This window comes from Haloarcula sp. MBLA0163 (assembly GCF_055632435.1).
The window spans coordinates 3,025,671-3,048,645 of record NZ_CM145745.1; the positions used below are offsets into that span (position 1 = coordinate 3,025,671).

Annotated in this window: 19 protein-coding genes; 10 read left to right on the forward strand and 9 right to left on the reverse strand. The window is 68.7% G+C overall.

Annotation, left to right across the window (positions count from 1 at the left end):
* Positions 1 to 322 precede the first annotated feature (322 nt).
* The 4 genes from ACV7GQ_RS16220 (at position 323) to ACV7GQ_RS16235 (ending at position 3,270) form a co-directional block, all read left to right on the forward strand.
* On the forward strand, positions 323 to 1,660 hold the full coding sequence (locus ACV7GQ_RS16220) for an ammonium transporter (protein ID WP_470311243.1): 1,338 nt from the start codon (positions 323 to 325) through the stop codon (positions 1,658 to 1,660).
* The gene (locus ACV7GQ_RS16225; RefSeq protein ID WP_470311244.1) at positions 1,653 to 2,009 is read left to right on the forward strand and encodes a P-II family nitrogen regulator; all 357 of its coding nucleotides are present in this window, start codon (positions 1,653 to 1,655) and stop codon (positions 2,007 to 2,009) included. The genes ACV7GQ_RS16220 and ACV7GQ_RS16225 overlap by 8 nt, the downstream gene beginning before the upstream one ends.
* A 10-nt stretch (positions 2,010 to 2,019) precedes the next feature.
* Positions 2,020 to 2,478 (forward strand): HTH-type transcriptional regulator Lrp, encoded by a 459-nt coding sequence (gene lrp, locus ACV7GQ_RS16230; RefSeq protein WP_220617606.1) that lies wholly within the window; start codon positions 2,020 to 2,022, stop codon positions 2,476 to 2,478.
* A 150-nt stretch (positions 2,479 to 2,628) separates the two neighbouring features.
* A complete protein-coding gene (locus tag ACV7GQ_RS16235; protein ID WP_470311245.1) occupies positions 2,629 to 3,270 on the forward strand; it encodes a chemotaxis protein CheC in 642 nt (213 codons plus the stop codon).
* Here ACV7GQ_RS16235 and ACV7GQ_RS16240 read toward each other — a convergent pair whose 3' ends face one another.
* Positions 3,271 to 3,627 carry a winged helix-turn-helix transcriptional regulator gene (locus ACV7GQ_RS16240; protein WP_470311246.1) on the reverse strand — a complete coding sequence of 119 codons (357 nt, stop codon included), beginning with the start codon at positions 3,625 to 3,627 and terminating at the stop codon, positions 3,271 to 3,273.
* A gap of 112 nt (positions 3,628 to 3,739) precedes the next feature.
* On the opposite strand from ACV7GQ_RS16240, the gene ACV7GQ_RS16245 reads away from it, so the two are divergent.
* Complete coding sequence (locus ACV7GQ_RS16245) at positions 3,740 to 3,964, forward strand: SelT/SelW/SelH family protein (RefSeq protein ID WP_470311247.1); 225 nt, start codon at positions 3,740 to 3,742, stop codon at positions 3,962 to 3,964.
* A gap of 35 nt (positions 3,965 to 3,999) precedes the next feature.
* Complete coding sequence (locus ACV7GQ_RS16250) at positions 4,000 to 4,890, forward strand: bile acid:sodium symporter family protein (protein WP_470311248.1); 891 nt, start codon at positions 4,000 to 4,002, stop codon at positions 4,888 to 4,890.
* A 215-nt stretch (positions 4,891 to 5,105) separates the two neighbouring features.
* Here ACV7GQ_RS16250 and ACV7GQ_RS16255 read toward each other — a convergent pair whose 3' ends face one another.
* The 3 genes from ACV7GQ_RS16255 to ACV7GQ_RS16265 all read right to left on the reverse strand — a co-directional run bounded on the left by ACV7GQ_RS16255 (position 5,106) and on the right by ACV7GQ_RS16265 (position 9,084).
* Positions 5,106 to 6,872 (reverse strand): nitrite/sulfite reductase, encoded by a 1,767-nt coding sequence (locus ACV7GQ_RS16255; protein ID WP_470311249.1) that lies wholly within the window; start codon positions 6,870 to 6,872, stop codon positions 5,106 to 5,108.
* Positions 6,873 to 7,177: 305 nt separating this feature from the next.
* Positions 7,178 to 7,762 carry a molybdenum cofactor guanylyltransferase gene (gene mobA / locus ACV7GQ_RS16260; RefSeq protein ID WP_470311250.1) on the reverse strand — a complete coding sequence of 195 codons (585 nt, stop codon included), beginning with the start codon at positions 7,760 to 7,762 and terminating at the stop codon, positions 7,178 to 7,180.
* The gene (locus ACV7GQ_RS16265) at positions 7,762 to 9,084 is read right to left on the reverse strand and encodes an MFS transporter (RefSeq protein ID WP_470311251.1); all 1,323 of its coding nucleotides are present in this window, start codon (positions 9,082 to 9,084) and stop codon (positions 7,762 to 7,764) included. The genes mobA and ACV7GQ_RS16265 overlap by 1 nt, the downstream gene beginning before the upstream one ends.
* Before the next feature lie 583 nt (positions 9,085 to 9,667).
* Between ACV7GQ_RS16265 and nasA (ACV7GQ_RS16270) the strand changes: the two genes are divergently transcribed.
* On the forward strand, positions 9,668 to 11,770 hold the full coding sequence (gene nasA / locus ACV7GQ_RS16270; protein WP_470311252.1) for an assimilatory nitrate reductase NasA: 2,103 nt from the start codon (positions 9,668 to 9,670) through the stop codon (positions 11,768 to 11,770).
* Positions 11,771 to 11,808: 38 nt separating this feature from the next.
* On the opposite strand, the gene nasA (ACV7GQ_RS16275) is transcribed toward nasA (ACV7GQ_RS16270), so the two are convergent.
* Entirely contained in the window at positions 11,809 to 13,884 is a 2,076-nt protein-coding gene (nasA, locus tag ACV7GQ_RS16275; protein WP_470311253.1) for an assimilatory nitrate reductase NasA, read from the reverse strand.
* Between the two features lie 223 nt (positions 13,885 to 14,107).
* On the opposite strand from nasA (ACV7GQ_RS16275), the gene hemL reads away from it, so the two are divergent.
* From hemL to prs, 3 genes are all read left to right on the forward strand, one after another.
* On the forward strand, positions 14,108 to 15,445 hold the full coding sequence (gene hemL / locus ACV7GQ_RS16280) for a glutamate-1-semialdehyde 2,1-aminomutase (protein WP_470311254.1): 1,338 nt from the start codon (positions 14,108 to 14,110) through the stop codon (positions 15,443 to 15,445).
* Position 15,446: 1 nt separating this feature from the next.
* The gene (locus ACV7GQ_RS16285) at positions 15,447 to 16,247 is read left to right on the forward strand and encodes an HVO_0234 family beta-propeller protein (RefSeq protein ID WP_470311255.1); all 801 of its coding nucleotides are present in this window, start codon (positions 15,447 to 15,449) and stop codon (positions 16,245 to 16,247) included.
* A 334-nt stretch (positions 16,248 to 16,581) separates the two neighbouring features.
* The gene (gene prs, locus ACV7GQ_RS16290) at positions 16,582 to 17,436 is read left to right on the forward strand and encodes a ribose-phosphate diphosphokinase (RefSeq protein WP_470311256.1); all 855 of its coding nucleotides are present in this window, start codon (positions 16,582 to 16,584) and stop codon (positions 17,434 to 17,436) included.
* On the opposite strand, the gene ACV7GQ_RS16295 is transcribed toward prs, so the two are convergent.
* From ACV7GQ_RS16295 to ACV7GQ_RS16310, 4 genes are all read right to left on the reverse strand, one after another.
* Entirely contained in the window at positions 17,437 to 18,690 is a 1,254-nt protein-coding gene (locus ACV7GQ_RS16295; RefSeq protein WP_470311257.1) for an MFS transporter, read from the reverse strand.
* 97 nt (positions 18,691 to 18,787) lie between these two features.
* Positions 18,788 to 19,222, reverse strand: a complete 435-nt coding sequence (locus tag ACV7GQ_RS16300) for an ester cyclase (RefSeq protein WP_470311258.1) — start codon at positions 19,220 to 19,222, stop codon at positions 18,788 to 18,790.
* Positions 19,223 to 19,415: 193 nt separating this feature from the next.
* Complete coding sequence (gene ileS / locus ACV7GQ_RS16305; RefSeq protein ID WP_470311259.1) at positions 19,416 to 22,643, reverse strand: isoleucine--tRNA ligase; 3,228 nt, start codon at positions 22,641 to 22,643, stop codon at positions 19,416 to 19,418.
* 60 nt (positions 22,644 to 22,703) lie between these two features.
* Positions 22,704 to 22,874 carry a DUF4177 domain-containing protein gene (locus tag ACV7GQ_RS16310; RefSeq protein ID WP_470311260.1) on the reverse strand — a complete coding sequence of 57 codons (171 nt, stop codon included), beginning with the start codon at positions 22,872 to 22,874 and terminating at the stop codon, positions 22,704 to 22,706.
* Positions 22,875 to 22,975 lie beyond the last annotated feature (101 nt).

Genomic DNA, 22,975 nt, shown 5'->3' on the forward strand with positions numbered 1-22,975 from the left:
CGTCCAGAGCGGGCGGTATCGGGAGCGCGCGCAAGCGAAACCGGCCGGTTTCGGCCCGTTCGGCCGGATTCGCGGTCGACATTCGTCCAAAATCCCGGCAGACAGCTGCCGAGTTTCTTGACGGAGAACAACCTTATATCCATAATATCATACTGTAATCTGGACGGTCGTCTACCTGTTACCCCTGAATCTTCGATTTCATAAACCCAATCCTTATGTAGTGTTGTTGCCAGAGATTTCTCCGTGAACGAGTTGACAAAGACGGCACCGAATACGATAAAGTTGGACGTTCAAACGCAATAACCACAACACGATACAAATCATGGTACTCGAACCTCTGCAAACCTCACCGGAAACGCTCGAAACGTTGGTCACGGGAGTCAACCTCCTGTGGGTACTCGTCGTAACGTTCCTCATCTTCTTCATGCACGCCGGCTTCGCCATGCTCGAGGCGGGGCAGGTGCGCTCGAAGAACGTCGCGAACCAGCTCACGAAGAACCTCCTCACGTGGTCGGTCGGGGTGTCGGTGTTCTTCCTCATCGGCGCGGGCGTCTCGTCGCTCGTCGGCGGTAGCGGCTTCTCGCCCGCCTTCGTCGCCGAGAACCCGAACGACTGGGTCGGCTGGCTGTTCGGCGCCGTCTTCGCGATGACGGCGGCGACCATCGTCTCCGGCGCCGTGGCCGGACGCGCGAAGCTCCGCGCGTACGTCACCTACACGTTCCTGCTGGCGGCGGTCATCTACCCGGTCGTCACCGGCATCACGTGGGCCGGCGCCTACATCAGCTTCGGCGGCGCCGCCTTCCACGACTTCGCCGGCGGCATGATCGTCCACGGCATGGGCGGCATCGCCGGCCTCACCGCCGCCTACGTCCTCGGCCCGCGCATGGGCCGGTACAACGAGGACGGCTCGGTGAACGTCATCCCCGGCCACTCGCTGACCTTCGCCGTGCTGGGGACGCTCATCCTCGCGTTCGGCTGGTACGGCTTCAACGTCGGCACGGCCGCGAGCGTCTTCGTCTTCACCGACGGCTCGCTCCAGCTCGGCGCGTTCTCCTACGTCGGCCGCGTCGCCATGACGACGACCATCGCGATGGCCGCGGGCGCCATCGGTGCCGCCGCCGTCGCGTGGGCGAAGACCGGCAAGGTCGACACGCTGTACGTCGCCAACGGACTGCTCGCCGGTCTGGTCGGCATCACCGCGATTCCGGACACCACCTCGTGGTGGGGCGCCTTCCTCGTCGGCGGCCTCGCGGGCGCACAGCTCCCGCTCGTGTTCAGCTTCGTCGAGAAGCGCCTCCAGATCGACGACGTCTGTGCGGTCTTCCCGGTCCACGGGAGCGCCGGCGTGCTGGGGACGCTCATGTTCCCCTTCGTCGCGGCCGAGGCACCCGCGGGCGGTATCGTGAACGCCTTCATCGCACAGGTCATCGGCGTGGTCGCTATCGCCGCGTGGACCATCGTCGCGACGGCCGCGGTGTGGGGCGTCCTCAAGGCCATCGGACAGGCCCGCGTCACGCCCGAACACGAGCAGGAGGGCCTCGACGTCAGCGAACACGGCGTCGAGACCTACCCCGAGTTCGGCTCCGGCGACAGCGTGGTCGCCGACGGTGGCATGGTGAGTGAGAGCGTGCGTACTGACGGAGGTTCCAAAGATGACTGAAGACACGGACATCAAGATGGTTGTCGCAATGGTTCGACCGGACAAGCTCGGCGACGTCAAGCAGGCGCTCGCGGAAGTGGGCGCGCCCTCGCTGACAGTCACCAACGTCTCCGGCCGCGGCTCACAGCCCGCGAAGAAGGGGCAGTGGCGCGGCGAGGAGTACGTCGTCGACCTCCACCAGAAGGTCAAGATAGAGACCGTCGTCGCAGACATCCCCGCCGACGAGGTCGTGGAAGCCATCGCCGAGGGCGCCCACACGGGCGAGAAGGGCGACGGCAAGATATTCGTCATCCCGGTGGAGGACGCCTACCAGGTCCGAACAGGCAAGACGGGCCCAGAGGCAGTCTGAGCGGCACGCGATGGTCGACGACATCGACAGGCAGGTCGTGAACGCTCTGCTCCGGGACGGCCGGGCGAGCGCTCGTGACGTCGCCGCCGAGACCGGCGTCGCGGCCACGACCGTCTCGCGCCGGATGGACCAGCTGGTGGAGTCCGGCGTCATCGAGGAGTACACGCCCCGACTCGACTACCAGGAGCTGGGCTACGAGGTCACCGCCGTCTTCCAGCTGTCGGTCGACGGCAGTGGTCTCGTGGACGTGACCGAACGCCTGCGCGACCTGAAGAACATGGTCGCGGTGTACGAGGTCACGGGCAGCCACGATATCGTCGCCGTCGGGAAGTTCCGCGACACGAACGAGATGAACGCCCGCATCAAGGACCTGCTCACCGACCCGGACGTCGAGAGCGCGTCCACCTCGGTCGTGCTGAACACCGTCCGCGAACACGAGCAGTTCCCGGTCGACGACACCGACGCGTAGTCGGGCCGTCGGGGCCGCCCTTTCTCCCACTTTCAATACTGCCGAGCCCGTGGCTCGCCGTCCGCCGTCGGTTCGCCCACGGCGCTACCGTCGACGCCGGTGCCAGCCAGTGTGCGGTGGCGTTAAGCCGGTCGCGCCGTTCGAGTGGGTATGGGCCTGCAAGTCGACGTGCGGAAACTCGACCTCTTCAACCAGATGGCCAAAGAGGGGTCGGGGACCGTCGCGGACAACCTCGGCCAGCTGACCGGTCTGAACGCGTCGGTACACACGTCACAGATCAACTTCCTCGACATCTCGGACGTGAAGACCCACATCGGGAACGAGCGACAGGTCGGCATCTTCGTCGAACTGAACGAGGCGCCCTACGGCTACGTCCTGTTCATGCTCGACCCGGCCGACAGCAAGCGACTGGCCGGCGCGATGATGGGCGGGATGGGCGACCCGAGCGACGGCGACGGCTTCTCCGACATGGAACGGTCGGCCATGCAGGAGATCGGCAACATCATGACCTCGGCGTTCATCGACGGATGGGCGAACGTCCTCGATACGACCATCGACATGGGGACGCCGAACTTCGTGTACGGCCCGGCGAGCGGCATCGTCGACAAGATGGGCGGGTGGCCGGAGTCGGAGTTGGTCTTCGTCATCGACTCCCAGATTACCGTCGAGGACGGCGACCTCGGGATGACCGTCTACACGTTCCCGGAACTCGAGTCGCTCGTCGCGCTCATCCAGGACATCGACGCCGACACCGACGTGGCCGTGGATACGAACGCCGGCGACGTGCTGTAGTCAGTCGTCGAGGTGCTGCTCGCCCCAGTCCTGCAACGCCTCGATGGCCGGCGCCAGCGCCTCGCCGTCGTCGGTCAGCGAGTACTCGACGCGGACGGGGCGGTCGTCGACGACGGTCCGGTCGACGACCGCCGCCGCCTCGAGGTCGGCGAGCGTCTCCGAGAGGACCTTGTTGGTGACAGCGCCGATGTCGTCGGCCAGCTCGCCGAACCCCATCGGTCCGCGCGCGAGCAACCGGTGGACGACGACCGGGTGCCACTTGTGCCCCAGCACGTCCACGGCGCAGGTCAGGCCACACCACGGGTCGTCGACACACCACGACGCCGCACAGTCGGTGTCCGAGCGAGTGTCGCTCATACGGTCACTACGCCGGCCAGCGACCAAAAGGACCGGGACGGGTTTCCGTACGGTAACCCGGTTTCTAGCGTCGTACAGTCGTTTTACGGCCCGCCGGACCCACGTTCGACGCGTGTACGTCGACATCGAGTACTGTGTCCCCTGTGGACTCCGCGACAGCGCTATCGACCTCCAGACGGCATTGCTCGACGAGTACGGCCGTGACCTCGACGGCGTCAGCCTGACGCCGGGCCACGGCGGCGTCTTCCGCGTGACCGCCGACGGCGAGACGGTCTGGGACAAGGACGAGGCCGGCGGTATCGACGTGGACGCGATACTCGCCCGCGTCGGCGAGTGACAACGCCCAACTGGCCGGCCCACCCACGTCGAGACGTGTCTCTCGCCGACGTCGTCGAAGAGTACCTGCTGGGGTGGGTCCTGCTGGCCGTCGCCGTCGGCGTCCTCGTCCCGGGGGTGGCCGTCGTCACGCGGGCCGCGACGCCGATGCTCGCCGTGATGGTCGGGAGCGTCTCGCTGACGCTGTCGGCCGACCGCTTCCGAGCCATCGACCCCCGGCCGTTGGCGACGACGCTTCTCGCCCACCTCGCGATGCCGATAGTGGCGTTCGGCCTCGCACGAGCGCTCTCGCTGTCCCCGGCCCTGACCGTCGGATTCGTGCTGCTGGGGGCGGTGACGCCCGAGCTCGTCACGCCGACGATGACCGAACTGGCCGGCGGGAACACCGCCCTGTCGTCGGTCGTCCTCGTGGTCGCGGGCGTCGGGAGTACCGTCGTCGTCCCCGTCGCCACGGGGCTGTTCGCCGGCGGCGTCACCGTCGACACGTGGCCCGTCGTCGAACAGTTGCTCGTCGCGGTCGTCGGGCCGATGGCGCTGGCTATGGCCGTCCGCGCGCGGTTCCCGGTGCGAGTCAGCGCACGCGAGGACGTCTACCCGGCCGTCTCGGCGGTGATGGTCGTCCTCGTCATCGGGGGCGTGACAGGAGCCAACGCCGCGCTGTTGCGGAGCGACGGCGCGGTCCTCGCCGTGGTCGCGGCCGGGGCGCTGGCACTCAACGGCGTGGGGTACGGCCTCGGATGGCTCTCGACGAGTGGGAGCGACCGCCCGACCCGCATCGCCGGCGCGCTCTCGGTGGGGATGCGCGACTTCGCCGTCGCGGCGGCGCTGGTCGTCGCGGCGGGGTTCCCGCCGGACGCCGCGCTGCCGGCCGTCGTCTTCGGCGTCGTGGAGATGGCGACGAGCGCGGGGCTGGCGCGGTGGCTCTGAGGCGAGCGAACGCAGAACGAGCCGACGGGGGTGACAGTGGACACGAACAGGTCCCCCGTCGGGGTGCCGACTCCGGGCCGGCGGCCGCGGGTAGTAGCTCGGCGGTCGAACGACGGCCGCTGGCTACTCTACGAGTTCCGGTGCCGCGTCGTAGGCCACCGCCTGTGTGCGGGACGCCGCCTATTCGACCCGCTGCTCGTCCGTCTCGGACATGGTCAGTCGTCCGCCGACAGCGGTTCGCCGCTGGCGTCCGTCGGCGCCGGGCTCTCGCCGTCGTCGAAGGGGTACCACGACTGCTTCCCGTCGGCCAGACAGGGGTCGGTGTACCCCTCGACCTCGTGGGGTTCGGCCAGTTCCACGATGGTCTCGTGACCGGTGGCGTCGACCCACTCGCCGAAGGTCTGGCCCTCCGAGCGCAGCGCCGCGTACGCCTCGACGATGTTGGCTATCATGCCGGGCACCTCGTCGGCGGGCACGCGCTGGCGCACCCACTCGATGAACGAGGGGTCCTCGCCCATGCCGCCGCCGACGCCGACGTCCATCGCCTCGACCATCTCGCCGTCCTTCCGGGCGCGCATCCCCTGCAGACCGATGTCGGCGGTCATCGCCTGCCCGCAGTCGGCCGTACAGCCCGAGAAGTGCATCTTGATGCGGTCGACGTCGTCGGGCACCTCGACGTTGTCGCCCAGCCACCGCAGGAGGCGGGCCATCCGGGCCTTCGTCTCGGTGAGCGCGAGCGAGCAGAACTCCGTCCCGGTACAGGCCATCGCGCCCTGCACGAACGGGTTCGGCTCCGGCGAGTACGTGTCGAGCAACGGTTCGTTCAGCAGGTTCGCGAGGTTCCCGTCGGGCACGTCCATGATGAGGGGGTTCTGCCGGCGGGTCAGTCGCACCTCCCCGGAGCCGTAGGCGTCGGCGAGGTCGGCCAGTTCGACGGCGTCCTCGGCCGGGAGGCGACCGACGGGGACCGAGAGGCCGACGTAGTTCTTGTCGTCTCGCTGGTCGTAGACGCCGACGTGGTCGTGGGCGCCGTGCTTCGCGTTCTTCCCGGCGTTGTACGTGTACTCGCCGCGGAAGTCCGTCCCCGCGGTCTCGAACTCGAAGTCGAGGCGGTCGGCCAGTTCCTCGCGGATGGCGTCGGTCCCGTGTTCGTCGACGAAGAAGCGCGCGCGGTTCTTCGACCGGTTCTGTCGGTTCCCCGCCTCGTGGTAGAACTCGACGAAGGCCCGGACCGTCTCGACGGCGTGGTCCGGCCGGACGAACAGGTCCAGCGAGCGGGCTTCGCGCGGTTCGCGGCCGCCGAGGCCGCCGCCGACGCGGACGTTGAACCCCTCGACCTCCTCGCCGTCGATTATCTTGTGGGCCGGTTCGAGGCCGATGTCGTTGATGGCGTCCTGCGCACAGCCCTGCCGACACCCCGACACCGAGATGTTGAACTTCCGGGGCATGTTCGCGAGGTCGTCGTCCCCGCGGATCGTCTCCTGGATCTCGTCGAGGATGGGGCGAGACTCGACGTACTCCTCGGCCTTGCCGGCGACCGGACAGCCCGAGATGTTGCGCATCGTGTCCCCGCCCGCGGAGCGAGAGGAGACGCCGACGGCCTCGAGCTTGTCCCAGATTTCCGGGATGTCTTCGAGTTTCAGCCAGTGCAGTTGGATGGACTGGCGGGTCGTGAGGTCTATCCAGCCGTTGCCGAACTCGGGGTTCTCCGCGGGACCCCTCGCGTAGTCGCGGGCGACCTCGCCGATCGTTCGGAGCTGTTCGGGCTCCAGCACCCCGCCGCAGTTGGTGAGCCGCATCATGAAGTACGACTCCTGTCCGCCGCGGTGGTGGAAGACGCCCCAGAACTTGAACCGCGAGAACCACGCCTCGCGCTCGTCCTCGGGGATGGACTCCCAGCCCCGCTCGGCGAACTCTTCGAGCTTCTCGCGTACCTCGTCGCCGTACAGTTCGCCTTTGACGTCCTCTTTCTTGTGTGCCATCGTCAGACTCCCTCGGTTACGAAAGTTCGTTTACTTTTGTCGTGCATATATTGTCGAACGTCCGCTAATTCACGTTTTGGCGTTGTATCCAGAACCCTAAAACGGTAGTCCTTGACAAAACCGCCATTACAATCGCTCCGGCGGACGACCGTCCAGAACGCCCTCGCGGGTACGGCGTGAGGACGCCGACTTTGACGAACGTAACATTCACCTCCTTGGGGCGGACGACCGTTCAGAACCGCTCGGGTGTGACGGACCCGGGACGGGACAGGGAGCGACGCGCGAGGACGGCGACTACGGGACGGTCACGTCGACCGCGACTCGGCGGCTCGCAGGCCGGCGCGCGTGTCGATGTCGCTGACGGCACGCGCCGGCGCGGGCCCGGGCACGACCGTCATCGTCAGGCGGTCGAGCAGGTCCCTGAGCGCGCCCGACCCCAGACCGAGCGTGGTGTCCGCGGCCTCGACGGCGGCCCGCGTGTCGTAGACGGCCGCCAGCGGTCGGAGGCGACCGCCGATACGGGGGACGGCACCGTCGCCCTCGCTGGCCTCGAACAGCCGGTCGGCCAGTCGCGGTCGGACGAAGGGCATGTCACAGGCCGTGACGAACGTCTCCTGCCCGCGAGCGACCCGGCAGCCGGCGCGGACCCCCGCGACCGGGCCGCCGTCGGGAACCGGGTCGACGGCGAGGCGGTAGTCGTGCCCGTCCAGCGCGTCCGCGATGGCCGCGCGCTGTCCGCGCCGGCAGTTGACCACCACCTCGTCGACGGCCGGTGCGACGCGGTCGACGACCCGGCGGACGAGCGGCGTCCCGTCGAGTTCGGCCGTCGCCTTGTCGTCGGCACCGAAGCGGGTCGAGTACCCGCCCGCGAGGACGACGCCACTGCGCATCAGTCGTCCCCGGACGCCACCGTCTCCGTCGCGCCGCTGTCGCCGACGAAGCCGGCCGTGTTGGCGACGCTCGCTATCTCCGGGCGGAACACCCACGCGGCCAGCAGGACGATGGGAACCATCGACGCCCCGACGATGGAGTAGCCGAGGTGGAGGTTCGCCAGCCACGGCGCGGAGTAGACCAGCGGGTAGAGGATGCCACCGACGGTGCCGACGCCGCCGACGACGCCCGCGACGGCGCCGGAGCTGTTGGGGAACATCGAGGGGACCATCGCGAAGATGGAGCCCTCGGCGAAGGCACAGGCCGTGCCGACGAGGAAGCCGACGACGACGGCGTTCAGCAGGACTCCGGAGAGCCCGGCCAGCGTCATCCCGAACATCGTCACGACGATGAAACACAGCGTGACGAACGTCCACTGCTCGCGGTAGCGGCCGTGGAAGAACGGCAGGATGTCCAGTTCCTTGCGGGCGAGCACGTCGCTGACGTAGCCGCCGATCGGCCGGAGCAGGCCCGCGGCGATGGAGAAGGTGGCGGCGAACGTGCTCGCGAGCACGAGGTTGTTCTGGTCGAACGCCTCGCGGTAGTAGGTGGCGAGCCAGCCGTTCATCGACAGTTCGAGGCCGAACGACATGATGTACGCCAGCGCGAGGACGACGGTGCCGTAGCGCGTGGCCGTGTGGATCCAGTCCTTGAAGCTCGCGTTGTCCTTCGTGGCCTGCCGCTTCTCCTCGCTCTTGGCGGCCTCACCGAGCGCGTAGTACGCGACGGCGAGGAGGATGGAGACGATGCCGGTGTAGAAGAAGGCGGCGCGCCAGTTCGTCGAGAACAGCGGGCCGCTCCAGTCGCTACCGAACACGCGTGGGAGGACGAGCGCCCCGCCCGCGGCCCCGGCGTTGCCGACGCCAGCGTAGATGCCCTCTGCCAGCCCGAGGTTCTCCTCCTCCCACCACTCGGCGACGTGCTGGATGCCGATGACGAACGTGATGCCGGCCGTCGCGACGATGATGCGGGTGGCGAAAAAGAGGGAGTACGTCTCGATGAACGCGCTCGCCATCGAGAACACGCCGACGTAGGCGAGCACGATGGCGAAGATGGTCGGGGCGCCGAACTTATCGGAGAGCCAGCCGGTCAGCATCCGACCGAACGGCGCCATCCAGATGGCCGAACTCGCGAGGATGCCGATCTCGGCCGTCGTCAGGCCGAACTCCTCGGCCATCGGCCCCGTGAACGGGGCGAAGGAGAACCAGATGAGGAAGGAGAAGTTGAACCCGATGGTCGCCAGCAGCAGCGTCCGGTACTTCGTCATCCGGATCAGCCCCATCGGCCCACCTCCGCGGACGTGGTCAGTTGCCCACTGCCGGCCAAGACTGCTCGTACATCATGAACTTTTGCGCTTTTTTCTCCTACGTTCGCACACATTGATACAGAATGGCGTAACGAACGCGGCATAATAACCCTACCCGTTTACAAAATCGTAACTTTTCGGCTGTGCGCGCACATCCCACCAATCCGGTGGTCGGTGTCCCCCTGGGACGAGCGTTTTTTGCCAACACCGGCGGAGCCGGTGCCGCGACTGTGCAATCGTCAATCCGTCGCGGCGGCGGCGCAGGTTCTCGGACGCGGCGGAGTGCTCGATATCGGCCGTTGCACTCGCTCTCGGGCCGTACCGGGACATATACTCGGTGCCGCGAGTGCCGATATTTTCGGGCAACGAAAGCGTTATTCGTACAGTTGTACGAGACTAGAACCGATAAATCGCCGTCGATAGCGCGCACTTATGAGAGAAGACAGGAGAGGTCCGGCAGAATAATGTACGTACGTCAATCGCAACTTCGACGCACCGACGTCGACCGTCCGGAGGCCCGGCGCCCGCGGCCGGACCGAGTGAGGACCCGTTTCGACAGATGACCTACTGGAAACCGACGACGTGTATGCGGTGTGCGGTCGGCTGTGGCCAGCAGCAGCGCGGCGTCGACGAGGGGTACGGCGTCGACAAGGTACGGGGCGACTACGACCACCCGGGGACCAGGGGACTCGCCTGCGAGCGCGGCATCAGGGAGACGGCGGACCCGGCTGGCGAGTGGCTCACGGAGCCGCTGGTCCGTCGCGGCGACACGCTCAGACCCACGTCCTGGGAGACGGCGCTGGGCCTCGTCGCCACGGAGCTCATCCAGGCGATAGCCGAGGACCCTCACTCCGTGGCGGTCCTCGGGAGCGGCCAGCAGACCAACGAGGCCGCCTACGCCCTCGGCAAACTCGCCCGCGGTGGCATCGGGACGAAACACTTCGACGCCAACACGACGCTGTGCATGTCCTCGGCGGTGGCCGCGTACTACGACGCCTTCGGGAGCGACGCCCCGCCGCCGACCTACGACGACGTCCCCGAGGCGAGGACACACGTCGTCTGGGGTGCGAACCCGGCCGCGGCCCACCCCGTGCTGTACCGCTGGATTCTCGACAGCGCCGGCGACGACGACAGCCGGCTCGTCGTGGTCGACCCAGTCGAGAGCGAGACGGCGGTCGACGCCGACCAGTTCGTCCAGCTCGAACCCGGGACCGACCTCGAACTCGCCCGGGCGGTCCTCGCCCACGTCGTCGACACCGACGGCGTCGACCGGGCGTTCGTCGACGCCCACACCGACGGGTTCGACGAGTTGGTGGCGTCGCTCCCGGACGTCGACGCCGCGGCGAGCACGGCCGGCGTCGACACCGACGCGGTCGAGACGCTGGCCGCGGCGTTCGCCGACCCGACGCTGCTGTACTGGGGGATGGGCGTCAACCAGAGCGCCAGCGGGACCGACGCCGCGCGGATGCTCGTCAACCTGTGTCTCGCGACGGGCAACGTGGGTCCGGGGTCCGGCCCGTTCTCGCTGACCGGACAGGCCAACTCGATGGGGGCGCGCGTGGTCGCCTCGAAGGACACGTGGCCCGGCCACCGGCCGTTCACCGAGCGGGAACACCGGGAGACCGTCGCCGAGGCGTGGGACGTCCCGCTCGGTCGGTTGCCCGAGTCGTCCGGGCCCGGCCCGGTCGGCATCGTCGACCAGATGAACCGGGGCAACGTCGACATCTGCTGGACGGTCGCCACGAACCCCGTCGCGGGGATGCCAGACGCCAGCAACGTCGCGCGCTCGCTCGAGGACGTCTTCCTCGTCGCACAGGACGCGTTCCGTTCGGAGACGGTCGAACACGCCGACGTCGTCCTGCCGGCGGCCACGTGGGGCGAGACGGAGGGGACGACGATGAACATGGAGCGGCGCGTCTCCAGGGTGACCGCCGTCAGCGACGTCGTCGACACCGTCCGGCAGGACCTCGACATCATCGCCGCCGTCGGGAACCGCGTCGACGACACCCTGTTCCCGGACCCGACGCTGGACCCCGAGGCGGTGTTCGACGAGATCCGCGACCTCACCGCGGGGACGCAGGCGGACTGCTCGGGCATCACCTACGACCGCCTCGACGCGGAACTGGCCGTCCGGTGGCCGGCCCCGGACACGGCCACGCAGGGCGGCTACCGGTACTACGACGACGGCGACTGGTCGTTCCCCACCGACTCGGGCAACGCGCAGTTCAGGGCGGCGACGTTCGACGGGCTCCCGGAGCCGACCGACGCCACCTATCCGCTCCTCCTGACGACCGGCCGCCGGGCCGAGGCGTACAACACGGGCGTTCGGACCCGCACGGAGAGCGGTGGGGTCCCGACGGCGCGCATCCACCCCGAGACGGCCGGCCAGTACATCGACCTCCTCGACCGTGGTCGGACCGTCGTCGAATCGCGCCGGGCGCGCGTGACCGTCGACCTCGCGCCGGACGACAGCATCCCGCCCGGCGCCATCTGGATGGACGTCCACAACCCCGCGGTCAACGAACTGACTCTACCAGTCGTCGACCCCGAGTCGAACGAACCGAACTACAAGCAGTGTGCCGTCAGGCTGTCGTCGCCGGACACCTCCACGACGGTGACCCGAAACGGCCTCCCTCGGACGGGGACGTACGGCGACGACTGAGCGGTCGCCGTCCGTCGCCGCGTGACCGAGGCGTCGAGTCAGTCGGCCGCCGCCGGCGGCAGTTCGACGTCGGGTGCGCCCAGACGCACCGCACACTGCTTGAAGTGCGGTTCCTTCGACTGCGGGTCCCGTTCGGAGAGGGTCAGCCGGTTGGTCGCCGGGTGGTGGATGGGGAGCCACACCATCCCGCGCGGGACCCCCTCGTCCTCGTCGACGAGGACCGTCGCGGACCCGCGCCGGGAGGTCACCGTCAGGCGGTCGTCGACGACGCGGTCGGCGTGGGCCGCGACCGTCTCGGGATGGATGCGGGCCACGAGGTCACCGGCGACCCCGCCGCGCGAGCGGACGCCGGTGTTGTACCCGTCGGCCTCGCGGGCGGTGGTCAGGGTCAGCGGGTAGTCGTCGTCGGTCGGTTCCGGCAGGTCGCCCTGCCGGCCGGTCGAGAACTGGGCGTTGCCGCTCGCGGTGGGGAACGCCCACGACTCCGCGCCGTCCGCTTCGGCCTCGTAGTACCGGTAGCCGCCCGAACTCTCCGCGTCGGGGGCGGGCCAGCGCACGGCGTGGGCGTCCTCTAAGCGGTCGTAGGTGATGCCCGAACAGTCCGCGACGGTGCCCTCGGTGAGTGTCGCGAACTCGTCGAAGACGTCGCTCGGGTCCGGCGACGTGCTCTCGAAGAGGCCGGGAAACAGGCGGGACCCGATGGTGGCGACGATGTCGAGGTCCTGATGGACGCCGCTGGGGACCGCCGTCGCCGCGCGGACCCGCGAGATGGTCCGCTCCATGTTCGTCGTCGTCCCCTCCGACTCACCCCACGTTGCCGCGGGCAACACCACGTCGGCCAGTCGGGTGGTCTCCGTGTGGAAGGCGTCCTGTGCGACGAGGAAGGTGTCCGCGAGCGTCTCGCGGGCGCTGTCGGCGTCGGGCATCCCCGCGACGGGGTTCGTGGCGACGGCCCAGACGGCGTCGGGGTCGGCTTCGAGCATCCCGACCGGCCCCGGACCGGTGTCGTCGGGCAGCCGGTCGACCGGGACGTCCCAGTGGTCCGCGACGGCCCGGCGGTGGTCCGGGTCGCCGAAGGCGCGCTGGCCGGGCCAGGACCCCTTCGAGGAGCAGATTCGGGTGCCCATCGAGTTGGCCTGCCCGGTCAGCGAGAACGGGCCGCCGCCCGGCCGGAGGTTGCCCGAGGCCAGCGTGAGGTCGACGAGCGCGCGGGCCGTCTCGGTACCTTGCACGTGCTGGTTGATGCCCATGCCCCAGTACAGGAGGGCGCGCTGGGCCATCGCGTCGGCCAGCAGGTCGACCGCGGCCATCTCGACGCCGGCCTCCTCGGCCGCCTCAGCGGCGGTCGGCAGCGTCGCCAGCAACTCGTCGAACCCGTCGGTCGCCTCCGCGACGAACGCCTCGTCGACGCGGTCCGTCTCGACCAGTCGCGCGAGGACGGCCCGCGCCAGCGCGAGGTCCTTGCCGGGGTCGGGCGCCACGTGGTGGTCGCTGTTCTCGGCCGTCTCCGAGCGTATCGGGTCGACGGTGAGCAGTTCGACGCCCTCGGCGTCGGCCGCCTGTCGAATCCAGCGGAACATCACGGGGTGGGCGACGGCGGGGTTGGCTCCCCAGACGACGTGCCGGTCGGCGTCCTCGATGTCGGCGTACGTACAGGGCGGGGCGTCGCTCCCGAACGCCTTGTAGTACGCCGTCACGGCACTGGCCATGCATAGCGTCGTGTTGGCGTCGTACAGTCGGGTGCCGAAGCCGCCGCGAGCGACCTTCCCGAGGGCGTAGGCGGCCTCGTTGGTCTGCTGGCCGCTCCCGAGGACCGCCACGGAGTGGGGGTCGTTCTCGTGGGCCACCCGCAGGCCCTCAACGGCGCGGGCGAGCGCCACGTCCCACGTCGTCTGGCGCAGCTCGCCGTCGTCGCGGACCATGGGCCGCGTGAGCCACTGGCCGTCGGGGTCGCGGCTCTCCTGGATGCCGCGAGCACAGGCCAGGCCCTGATTGACCGGGTGGGCGGCGTCGCCGCGCACCGTGTCGATGCCGTACCCGATGTCGGCGGCCCGGTGCATGTGCCCGCAGCCGACCGCACACCGCATACACGTCGTCGGGACCCAGTCGCTCATGCGCCATCACGCGCCCGCTGGGCGCACGGCCGTCCGACCGGGACCGAGAGACAAACACGTTCGGCAAACATTTCTCTGTGTATCCGAAAGGTGAGGCAATACAAAACGCTATCTCTTGACGAAATTCTATCTTTCACGAATTTCAGACAGTGTTCGTCCAGTACCAGTAGGCCGGACGGCGTGACCCGTCAGGTTCTTTCTGACAGCGTTCGAACCCCGCGCCATGAACCACGAGCAGTCGCGAGCGCTGTACGACCGCGCGCTGTCGGTGATGCCGGGTGGCGTCAACTCATCGGTCCGGGCCGTCCGCCCGTACCCGTTCTTCGTCCAGAAGGGCGACGGCGGCCACGTCGTCGACGCCGACGGCAACCGGTACATCGACTTCGTGATGGGGTACGGCCCCCTCCTGCTGGGCCACGACATGCCCGAACAGGTCCAGTCGGCCGTCCAGCGACACGCCGCCGAGGGGCCGATGTACGGCGCGCCCACCGAGGTCGAGGTGGAACTCGCTGAGTTCGTCACCCGCCACGTCCCCAGCGTCGAGATGGTGCGGTTCGTCAACTCCGGGACGGAGGCCACCGTCTCGGCAGTGCGACTCGCGCGCGGGTACACCGGCCGGGACAAGATCGTCGTGATGCAGAGCGGCTACCACGGCGCCCAGGAGTCCACGCTCGTCGAGGGCGAGGGCGACCACACCCACCCGTCGAGTCCGGGCATCCCCGAGAGCTTCGCCGAACACACGCTGACGGTGCCGTTCAACGACCCCGAGGCCGCCCGCGCGGTGTTCGACGAGCACGGCGACGACATCGCCGCCGTCCTCACCGAACCCATCCTCGGGAACTACGGCATCGTCCACCCCGTCGACGGCTACCACGAGACCCTCCGGGGCCTCTGTAACGACCACGAGTCCCTGCTCATCTTCGACGAGGTCATCACCGGGTTCCGCGTCGGCGGCCTCCAGTGTGCACAGGGGAAGTTCGACGTCGACCCGGACATCACCACCTTCGGCAAGATAGTCGGCGGCGGGTTCCCCGTCGGCGCCATCGGCGGCAAGAGCGAGATAATCGAGCAGTTCACGCCCGCCGGCGACGTGTTCCAGTCCGGCACCTTCTCCGGCCACCCGGTGACGATGGCGGCGGGGCTGGAGACGCTGCGGTATGCAGCCGAACACGACGTATACGACCACGTGAACGGACTGGGCGAGCGGATGCGCTCGGGCCTGCAGGACATCCTCGAGGACCAGGCCCCGGAGTACAGCGTCGTCGGGACGGACTCGATGTTCAAGGTCGTCTTCACGCGCGACGGGCCCGATACCTTCGAGGGTCACTGCGAAGCGGGCTGCCAGCAGCGGCCCGAGTGTCCGCGCTACGACCACTGCCCGAAGGACGGCAGCGACGTCAAGCAGGCCGAGACCGAGCGGTGGGAGCGCCTGTTCTGGCCCGCGATGAAAGACCGGGGCGTGTTCCTGACGGCGAACCAGTTCGAGTCACAGTTCATCTGTGATGCCCACACAGCGGAAGACGTAGACGATGCCCTCGAAGCGTACAAAGAGGCGATATGAGGTGAGCGACGACGACATCGCCCTCTCGGAGAAGCGGATGTACGGGGAGAAACGGCCCGAGACCCACGCCTACGTCGCGTCGGGCCTCGGGGTGACCCGGGTCGAGACGGCCGGCGGACAGGTCGGCCGGTTCAGCCTCGAACGGCGCTGTACCGCCCGGGACGTCGCCGGCGCGAACGGCGAGGTGGCCGTCGCCACCGACGAGGCCGTGCTGGTCTCGACCGCGGACGGGTTCGCCCCGACCGGGTTCGGCCCGGCGACGGCCGTGGGCTACGAGGCCGACGGGTTGCTGGCGGCGGGCGACGGGCGCGTCGCCCGGTACGCCGACGGCGAGTGGGTGAGACTGGGGGCCGTCGACGACGTGCGGGCCATCGACGGCGACCTGCTGGCCGCCGAGAGCGGCGTCTACCGCCTGCCGGACTGCGAGCGGCTGGGCCTCGCGGACGTGACCGACGTGGCACCGGGCTACGCCGCCACGGCCGACGGCCTCTACGCCCGCGACGGCGGCGAGTGGACCGAGGTCCGGTCGGGCCGCCACGGCGCGGTGGCGAGCGACGGTGCGCGGACCCACGCGGCGGACGACGACAGCCTCTCCGAACTGGTCGACGGCGACTGGCGAGCGTGTGACCTCCCGGTGCGCGAACGGGTCGTCGACGTGACCTACGGCCAGGACACCTACGCGATCACCGAGGACGGCACCTTCCTCGTCGACACCGCCGACGAGGCCACCGCCGACGGCCGCGGGGGGTGGCGCCAGCGCTCGCTCGGCGTCCCCGACGTCGTCGGCGTCGCCGTGGCCTGACGAACGTCCTTCCTGCTGGCGCGACAGCCGGGGGGTTCAGCCGCCGAAACAGACGGCCACGGACAGCAGTCGACACAGCCGACCGGGCGGACCGAAAGGGGCGACGTGCTCGGCGACGCAAGCACTGGAGCGAGTGCAGCGAGCGCATGGTTCGAGAGCGCGCCGCTCTGTCGTCGTCTCGAGACGCTCTGATTTTCGGAGACAGCGAGGCGCCCGAGTCGAGCGCGTCGGGGCTGTCCGGCGGATACGCTCGACAGCGCCGGTACGTGCCAGAACCACCCGTACGAGCCCGAGAATCGAAAAGCGGTTTAGCCCGGCCAGCCACCCCTCGCACATGATTATCCCCGGGGCGGACACACAGGCGTTCGCGGCGGCGCTGGCCGAAGAGACGGGCGAGCGACTGGGGCGGGTCGAGTACGAACGGTTCGCCGACGGCGAACACGTCGTCCGTGTGCCTGAGGCCGTCGCGGGCGAGCGTGCCGTCGTCGTCGCCTCCACCGTCGATAGCGACGCGCACGTGCAGGTGCTCCAGTTGCAGGACGCGGTCCGCGAGGCCGGCGCCAGCGAGGTGGTCACGGTCCTGCCGTACATGGGCTACGCGCGACAGGACGAGGCGTTCCGGGCGGGCGAACCGGTCTCCTCCCGGGCGATGGCGCGGGCCATCTCGACGGGCACCGACCGCGTGCTCACCGTCAACCCCCACGAGCCGTCGGTGTGTGACTTCTTCGACGTGCCGACGGCCCACGTCGACGCCGCCGGCGTCCTCGCGGACCCGCTGCCCGAGGACCTCGCGGACCCCCTCTTCCTCTCGCCCGACGAGGGCGCCATCGACCTGCCGATAACCGCCAGAGACGCCTACGGCGAGGGGGAGGCGGACTACTTCGAGAAAGAGCGCGACTACGACAGCGGCGAGATAGAGATCACGCCGAGCGACGCGCCCGTCGCCGGTCGGGACGTGGTGCTCGTCGACGACATCATCGCGACGGGGTCGACGATGAGCGAGTCCGTCGAGGTGTTGAAAGAGCGGGACGCAGGGCGCGTGTTCGTCACCTGCGTCCACCCGATGCTGGCGAGCAACGCACTGACGAAGCTCTCCGCGGCCGGCGTCGAGGCCGTCTACGGCACCGACACCCTGGAGCGCGTGGTCAGCGAGGTCAGCGCCGCGCCCGCCGTCGCCGCCGAGCTCTGACTACCACTGGGCCAGTCCGGCGCGACCGTGCCGGAGGGTGAGGATACCGAGGAACGCCGCGACGCCGGTGAACGCCGCCGCGGCGCCCAGATAGAACACCCACTGCATCCCGACGTTCGTCGTCAGCCAGCCACCGGCGAGCGGCGCGAGGACCGACCCGGGCCGCCACACCAGGTCGCGGACGCCGAAGCTGGAGGCGACGCCGCTGCCGCTCCCCTCGTCGGCGAACAGCGCCATGCTCGCGGGTTCGCGAAGCGAGTCGGCGACGCCGAGGAGGCCGTTCAGCGCGACGAGCGGGAGAAACGCCGGCGAGAGGTTCCCGAAGTAGGGGAACACCGCCGGCAGCCCCAGCGCCGCCCCGATGGCCGGGGTGAACGGGACGACGAGCGCCACCAGCCCGTAGCAGAGGCCGCCGACGAAGACGAAGCGGGCGCGACCGAAGCGGTCGGAGAGGCCGCCGGTGTAGGGCTGGACGAGCATGTTGGTGAACTTCTCGGCGGCGAGGACGACGGCGACGGCCGTCGCGCCGTGTACCGCCGCGTTGTAGCCCAGCCCCCCGCGAGCGGCCGCCACGCCGGCGAAGATGGGCACCCACGTCCGGACGAGCGTGACGGCGACGGCGTACTGCGCGCGGAAGCTCGTGATGGTGAGGACGCGGCGGTTCAGCGCGAGGTCGGTGAACGCGAACCCCTCGGTGGTCGTCTCGTCCGGGTCGACCCAGACGAGCACGCCGAGGAAGGCGAGGCCGCTGATGGCCATCAGGAGGCCGAACACCGCGTCGAAGCCGAACGTGTCGTACAGGATTCCCGCCGACAGCGACCCGCCGATGGCCGCCGCGAATCGCCAGGAGTTGGACATCCCGATGGTGGTCCCCCGTTCGCTCTCGCGAGCGAGCTGGCCGACCAGCGCTAGCCCGAGGAGGCCCGCGACGGTGGCGGCGACGCCCTGCAACCCGCGGACGAAGACGAACCCCCAGCTGGACCCGACCAGCGGGAACAGGCCGTAGACGGCGGTGGCGAGCGCCAGCCCCACCAGCAGAATCGTCCGCTTGTCGAACCGGTCGCCCAGATACGACACCGGGACGACGGTGCCGGCCTGTGCGAGCGTCAACCCCGTGGCGAACATCCCGAGGACGACCCCCTGCGGGTCCAGCAGGTCGATGTACGTCGGCAGGAGCGTCAGCAGCGTCACGATACCGAACGAGTTGGCGAAGCGAGTGAAGAACAGCGCCTGCAGTTGCCGTCGGTCTGTCACTGCCCGGTAGCAGTCTGGTCCCAATCAAACACGTTACGGTCTGGCGAAGATGTAACCGCGAACACGACGAAACAAAAGCGAGCGACAGCTCGGCCCGTCAGTTCTCCGGCAGGTCGACAGCACCGACCTGTTGCATGAGGCCGAGCATGTCCGGCTGGACCCAGCGTTCGGCTATCTGGTCGCCCTCGAAGCGGGTGAACACCATGTTCTCGATCTCGACCTCGCGGTCCGTCGCCGGGACGCCCATGAACTCGCCGACGTGTCGCCCGCGCAGAGTCAGCCGCATGGCGACAGTGTCACCTTCGGCTACGATGTCCTCGACCGTCGCCGAGAAGCCCTCGAACGCCCCGCGGACGCCGCGCATCTGTGCTTTCAGGTCTTCTCGGCCCCGCACCGTTCCCAGCGGACTGCGATCGACGACGTCCTCGGTGCAGATGTCGTCGATACGGTCGATGTCCCCGTTCGTCGCGACGTCCTCGGGGAACTGGCGTGCGATGCGCTTCTCCTCCTGTAGTGGTGCTGTTGCTGCCATCGGTGTCTCCGTGCGCTCTGTGCGACGTGTCCCCCCGGACTGCGTGACTTCGTAGTGAGCGCTACGTACTACTACGTCGTGCGAGACGGTAGCAGTTGTTACCGGATGCTCACGGTGACTGCTCCGAGAGCGTCGCCGAGGGGAGAGCGGCGGGTCAGTCGGACGCTTCCGCCGCCGTGGCTCGCGGCTCCCGTCAGTCGCCGCTCGCCTGTTCCGAGGCCTCCCGTTGGTCGGCCTCGCAAGGCGAAATGGCTATCTCCATCTCGACGCCTTCGACGTCCCACGTCTTGCGGTGGCCGTCCTCGACGTCACCGAACTCGTCGGCGCGGACCTCCTCGGCGACGAGGGCCTCGTGCTCGCGGACCAGCGAGTCGACGCGGTCGTCGGCGATAGCGAGGTCGACGACGATGCGGGCCTCGATGTCCAGTTCGAGGTCCTTGCGCATCTCCTGGACCCGGCGGATGACCTCGCGGGCGTACCCCTCGCTCTCGATGTCCTCGGTGAGCGTGGTGTCGACGTAGACGACGCCGCCGCCGTCCAGCGCCGAGAACTCGGTCCCGGTGACGCCGTCGGGCGTCTCGCGGCGGAACTCGACCATCTCGTCGGTGAGTTCGACAGCCTCCCCGAGCGCGTCCTCGACGGCGGCCTCGAGGGCGTCGAGCGAGGGCTCGTCGAGGCGGGCGTCGTTCATCGCGTTCATCACGCGGCCGGCGTCGTCACCGAACGCCGGGCCGAGTTCGCTCATGTCGGCCTCGGCCGAGTAGTGGAGTTCCCCCCACGCCTCGTCGGGGCCGACGACATCGACCGTGCGGGCGTTGAGGCGGTCGCCGACGATGGCCGCCTGTGCGCGCACCGCGTCGGCGACGGCGTCGCTGTCGGTGTCGACGACGACCCGCGTGACCGGCCAGCGGAGCTTGCGCTCGGCCTGCTGACGGGCGTTCGACCCGGCCTCCTCGACCTCGCGGACGACCTCCATCTCGTCTTCGAGGGCGGGGTCGTGGAGGGCCTCGGTCGGGTCGGGCCAGTCGCACATGTGGACGGTCGGGTGGCCCGCGTCGCCGGTCAGCGAGCCGTAAATCTCCTCGGCGACGAACGGCGTGAACGGGGCGAAGAGGGCGGCGACCTTCTCCAGCACGCGGTAGAGCGTGGCGTAGGCGGCCTGTTTGGAGTCGCTGTCCTCCTCCTCCCACATCCGCTCGCGGACGACCTGGATGTAGAAGCGGGAGACGTCCTCGACGACGAAGTCGAGCAGTTCGTGGGCAGCCTTGTCGTTCTCGAAGGCCTCCATGTGTTCGGTCATCGCCTGCTCGACGCTCTGCAACCGGGAGAGAACCCACTCGTCGGCGAGTTCGAGGTCCTCGCGCACAGACTCGACCGTCGTCGTCTCGGGGTCAAAGCCGTCGGCCCGCATGTACGGCAGCGGGAAGCGGGCGACGTTCCAGAGGATGTTGAGGCGGCGCTGCATCTCCTGGGTCTCCTCCCACGAGAAGTTCATGTCCTCGCCCTGTGCGGTCACGGAGAGCAGGAACAGGCGCATCGGGTCCCGGCCGTGCTTCTCGATGACCTCGTGGGGGTCGATGAGCACGCCCTTCGACTTGGACATCCCGCGGCCGTCCGGCATGTTGGCGTAGCCGTGCATCAGCACCTCCTCGTACGGCGATTTGCCGGTGGCGGCGGTGGACATGCCGAGCTGGGACCAGAACCACCCGCGTGTCTGGTCGTGGGCCTCCATGATGAGGTCGGCGGGCCACAGGCGCTCGAAGTCCGCCTCGTTCTCGGGGTAATCGAGGGTGCCCCACGTCGCCACCGAGGAGTCCAGCCACACGTCGAAGACGTCGCCGACGCGGCTGTAGGTGGTGCCGTCCTCCGTGATGGTGAGGTCGTCGACGGTGCCCTTGTGCAGGTCGACCGTCTCGGGGTCGACGTCCTGGTCGACCCGCTCGGCGAGTTCCTCGCGGTCGCCGACGACGATGGCGTCGTCCATCGACCCGTCCCAGTCGTCTGGGAGCCAGATGGGGATGGGGATGCCCCAGTAGCGCTGGCGGGAGACGTTCCAGTCGGGGGCGTCCTCGACGAAGTCCCGGAAGCGGTTGTCCCGGGCCCACTGCGGGTGCCACTCGCTGTCCTCGATGTTGTCGAGCAGTTCCTCCTTGATGTCGGTGACCGTGATGAACCACTGGTCGGTGACGATGCGGACGATGCCGGTGTCACAGCGCCAGCAGTGGCCCTCGTTGACGGTGTAACCAGACTCGCTGGCCAGCAGGAGCCCCTTCGCGTCGAGGTCGGCGACGACGTCGTCGTTGGCGTCCCGGACGAACGTGCCGGCGTACTTCCCGCCCTGTTCGGTGTAGACGCCGTCGCCGCCGACGGGACAGAAGATCTCGAGGCCGAGTTCCCGGCCGCGCTCGAAGTCCTCCTCACCGTGGCCCGGCGCGGAGTGGACCAGCCCGGTCTGGTCCTCGGCGTCGACGTAGTCGGCGGTGTACACCTGTCCCGACCCCTCGCCGCTGGCGTGGTCGGGCACCTCCTCGGCCAGCGGGTGGTCGTACTGCCAGCCGACCATCTCCTCGCCGGTGACCTCTTCGATTACCTCGTAGTCCTCGTAACGGCCCTTCGAGAGGACGTCCTCGACGCGGGGTTGGGCGACGTACAGGACCTCGCTCTCGCCCTCTTTCTCGGCGCGGACGCCCTGATAGGTGACCTCGCCGTCGACGGCGACGAAGGTGTTGGCGGGGATGGTCCACGGCGTCGTCGTCCAGATGACCAGCGACCCCTCGCGGTCGGCCAGGGGGAACTTCACGTAGATAGACGGCTTGCCGACCTCCTCGCGTTCGACCTCGTTGTTGGCGATGGCGGTCTCACAGCGGGGACACTGGTTGATGGAGCGCTGGCCCTGCTCGACGAGTCCGCGCTCGTGGGCCTTCTCGAACCCCCACCACGCGGCCTCCATGTACTCGGGGTCGACCGTCTTGTAGGGGTCGTCCCAGTCCATCCAGACGCCGAAGTCCTGGAAGTCCGTCTGGAGGCCCTCGAGTTGCTCCTCGGCGAAGGCCTTGCACTCCTCGATGAAGTTCTCCTCGCCGAACTGCTCGATGTCCTTCTTGTTCTCGAAGTCCAGGCGCTCCTCGACTTTGGTCTCGATGGGCAGGCCGTGCATGTCGTAGCCCGGCCGGTCCGTGACGTCGTAGCCCCGCATCCGCAGATACCGGATGTAGAGGTCCTTCAGGGTCTTGTTCCACGTCGTCCCCATGTGGGCGGCCCCGGAGGTGTAGGGCGGCCCGTCGACGAAGAAGAAGTCCTCGCCGTCGGCGCGGTGCTCTTTCGTCTGCTCGTAGGCGTCGACGTCGTCCCAGTACTCAAAGACCCCGTCCTCGATCGACTCGGGGTCGTACTGGTCGTCGACCGCGGCGAACCGTTCCATATCGGTCACATTCGCCGCCGGCATTAAAGGGCAATCGGTTGTCAGCGTGGCCGTCGGCCGTCAGCGCTCGCGCTTGAGCAACAGGCCGGCGGTCTGGCCGCTGTTCTCGGTGATGGGGGCGACGACCTCCCACCCCTCGGCGCCGAGTTCGTTCAGTCGGTCGACGGGGACGCTGCTCCCGCCGAACATGCCGGTGTCGACCTCGAACAGTCTGTACTCGTAGGAGGGCATACGTCCACGGGTCCACGCGGCGGCCATACCAGTCTTGTGGCGGCGTCGCCCGGCCGTGCGAGATGAAAACACAATTAGTCTCTCCGTCTCGTCCGGTTGAC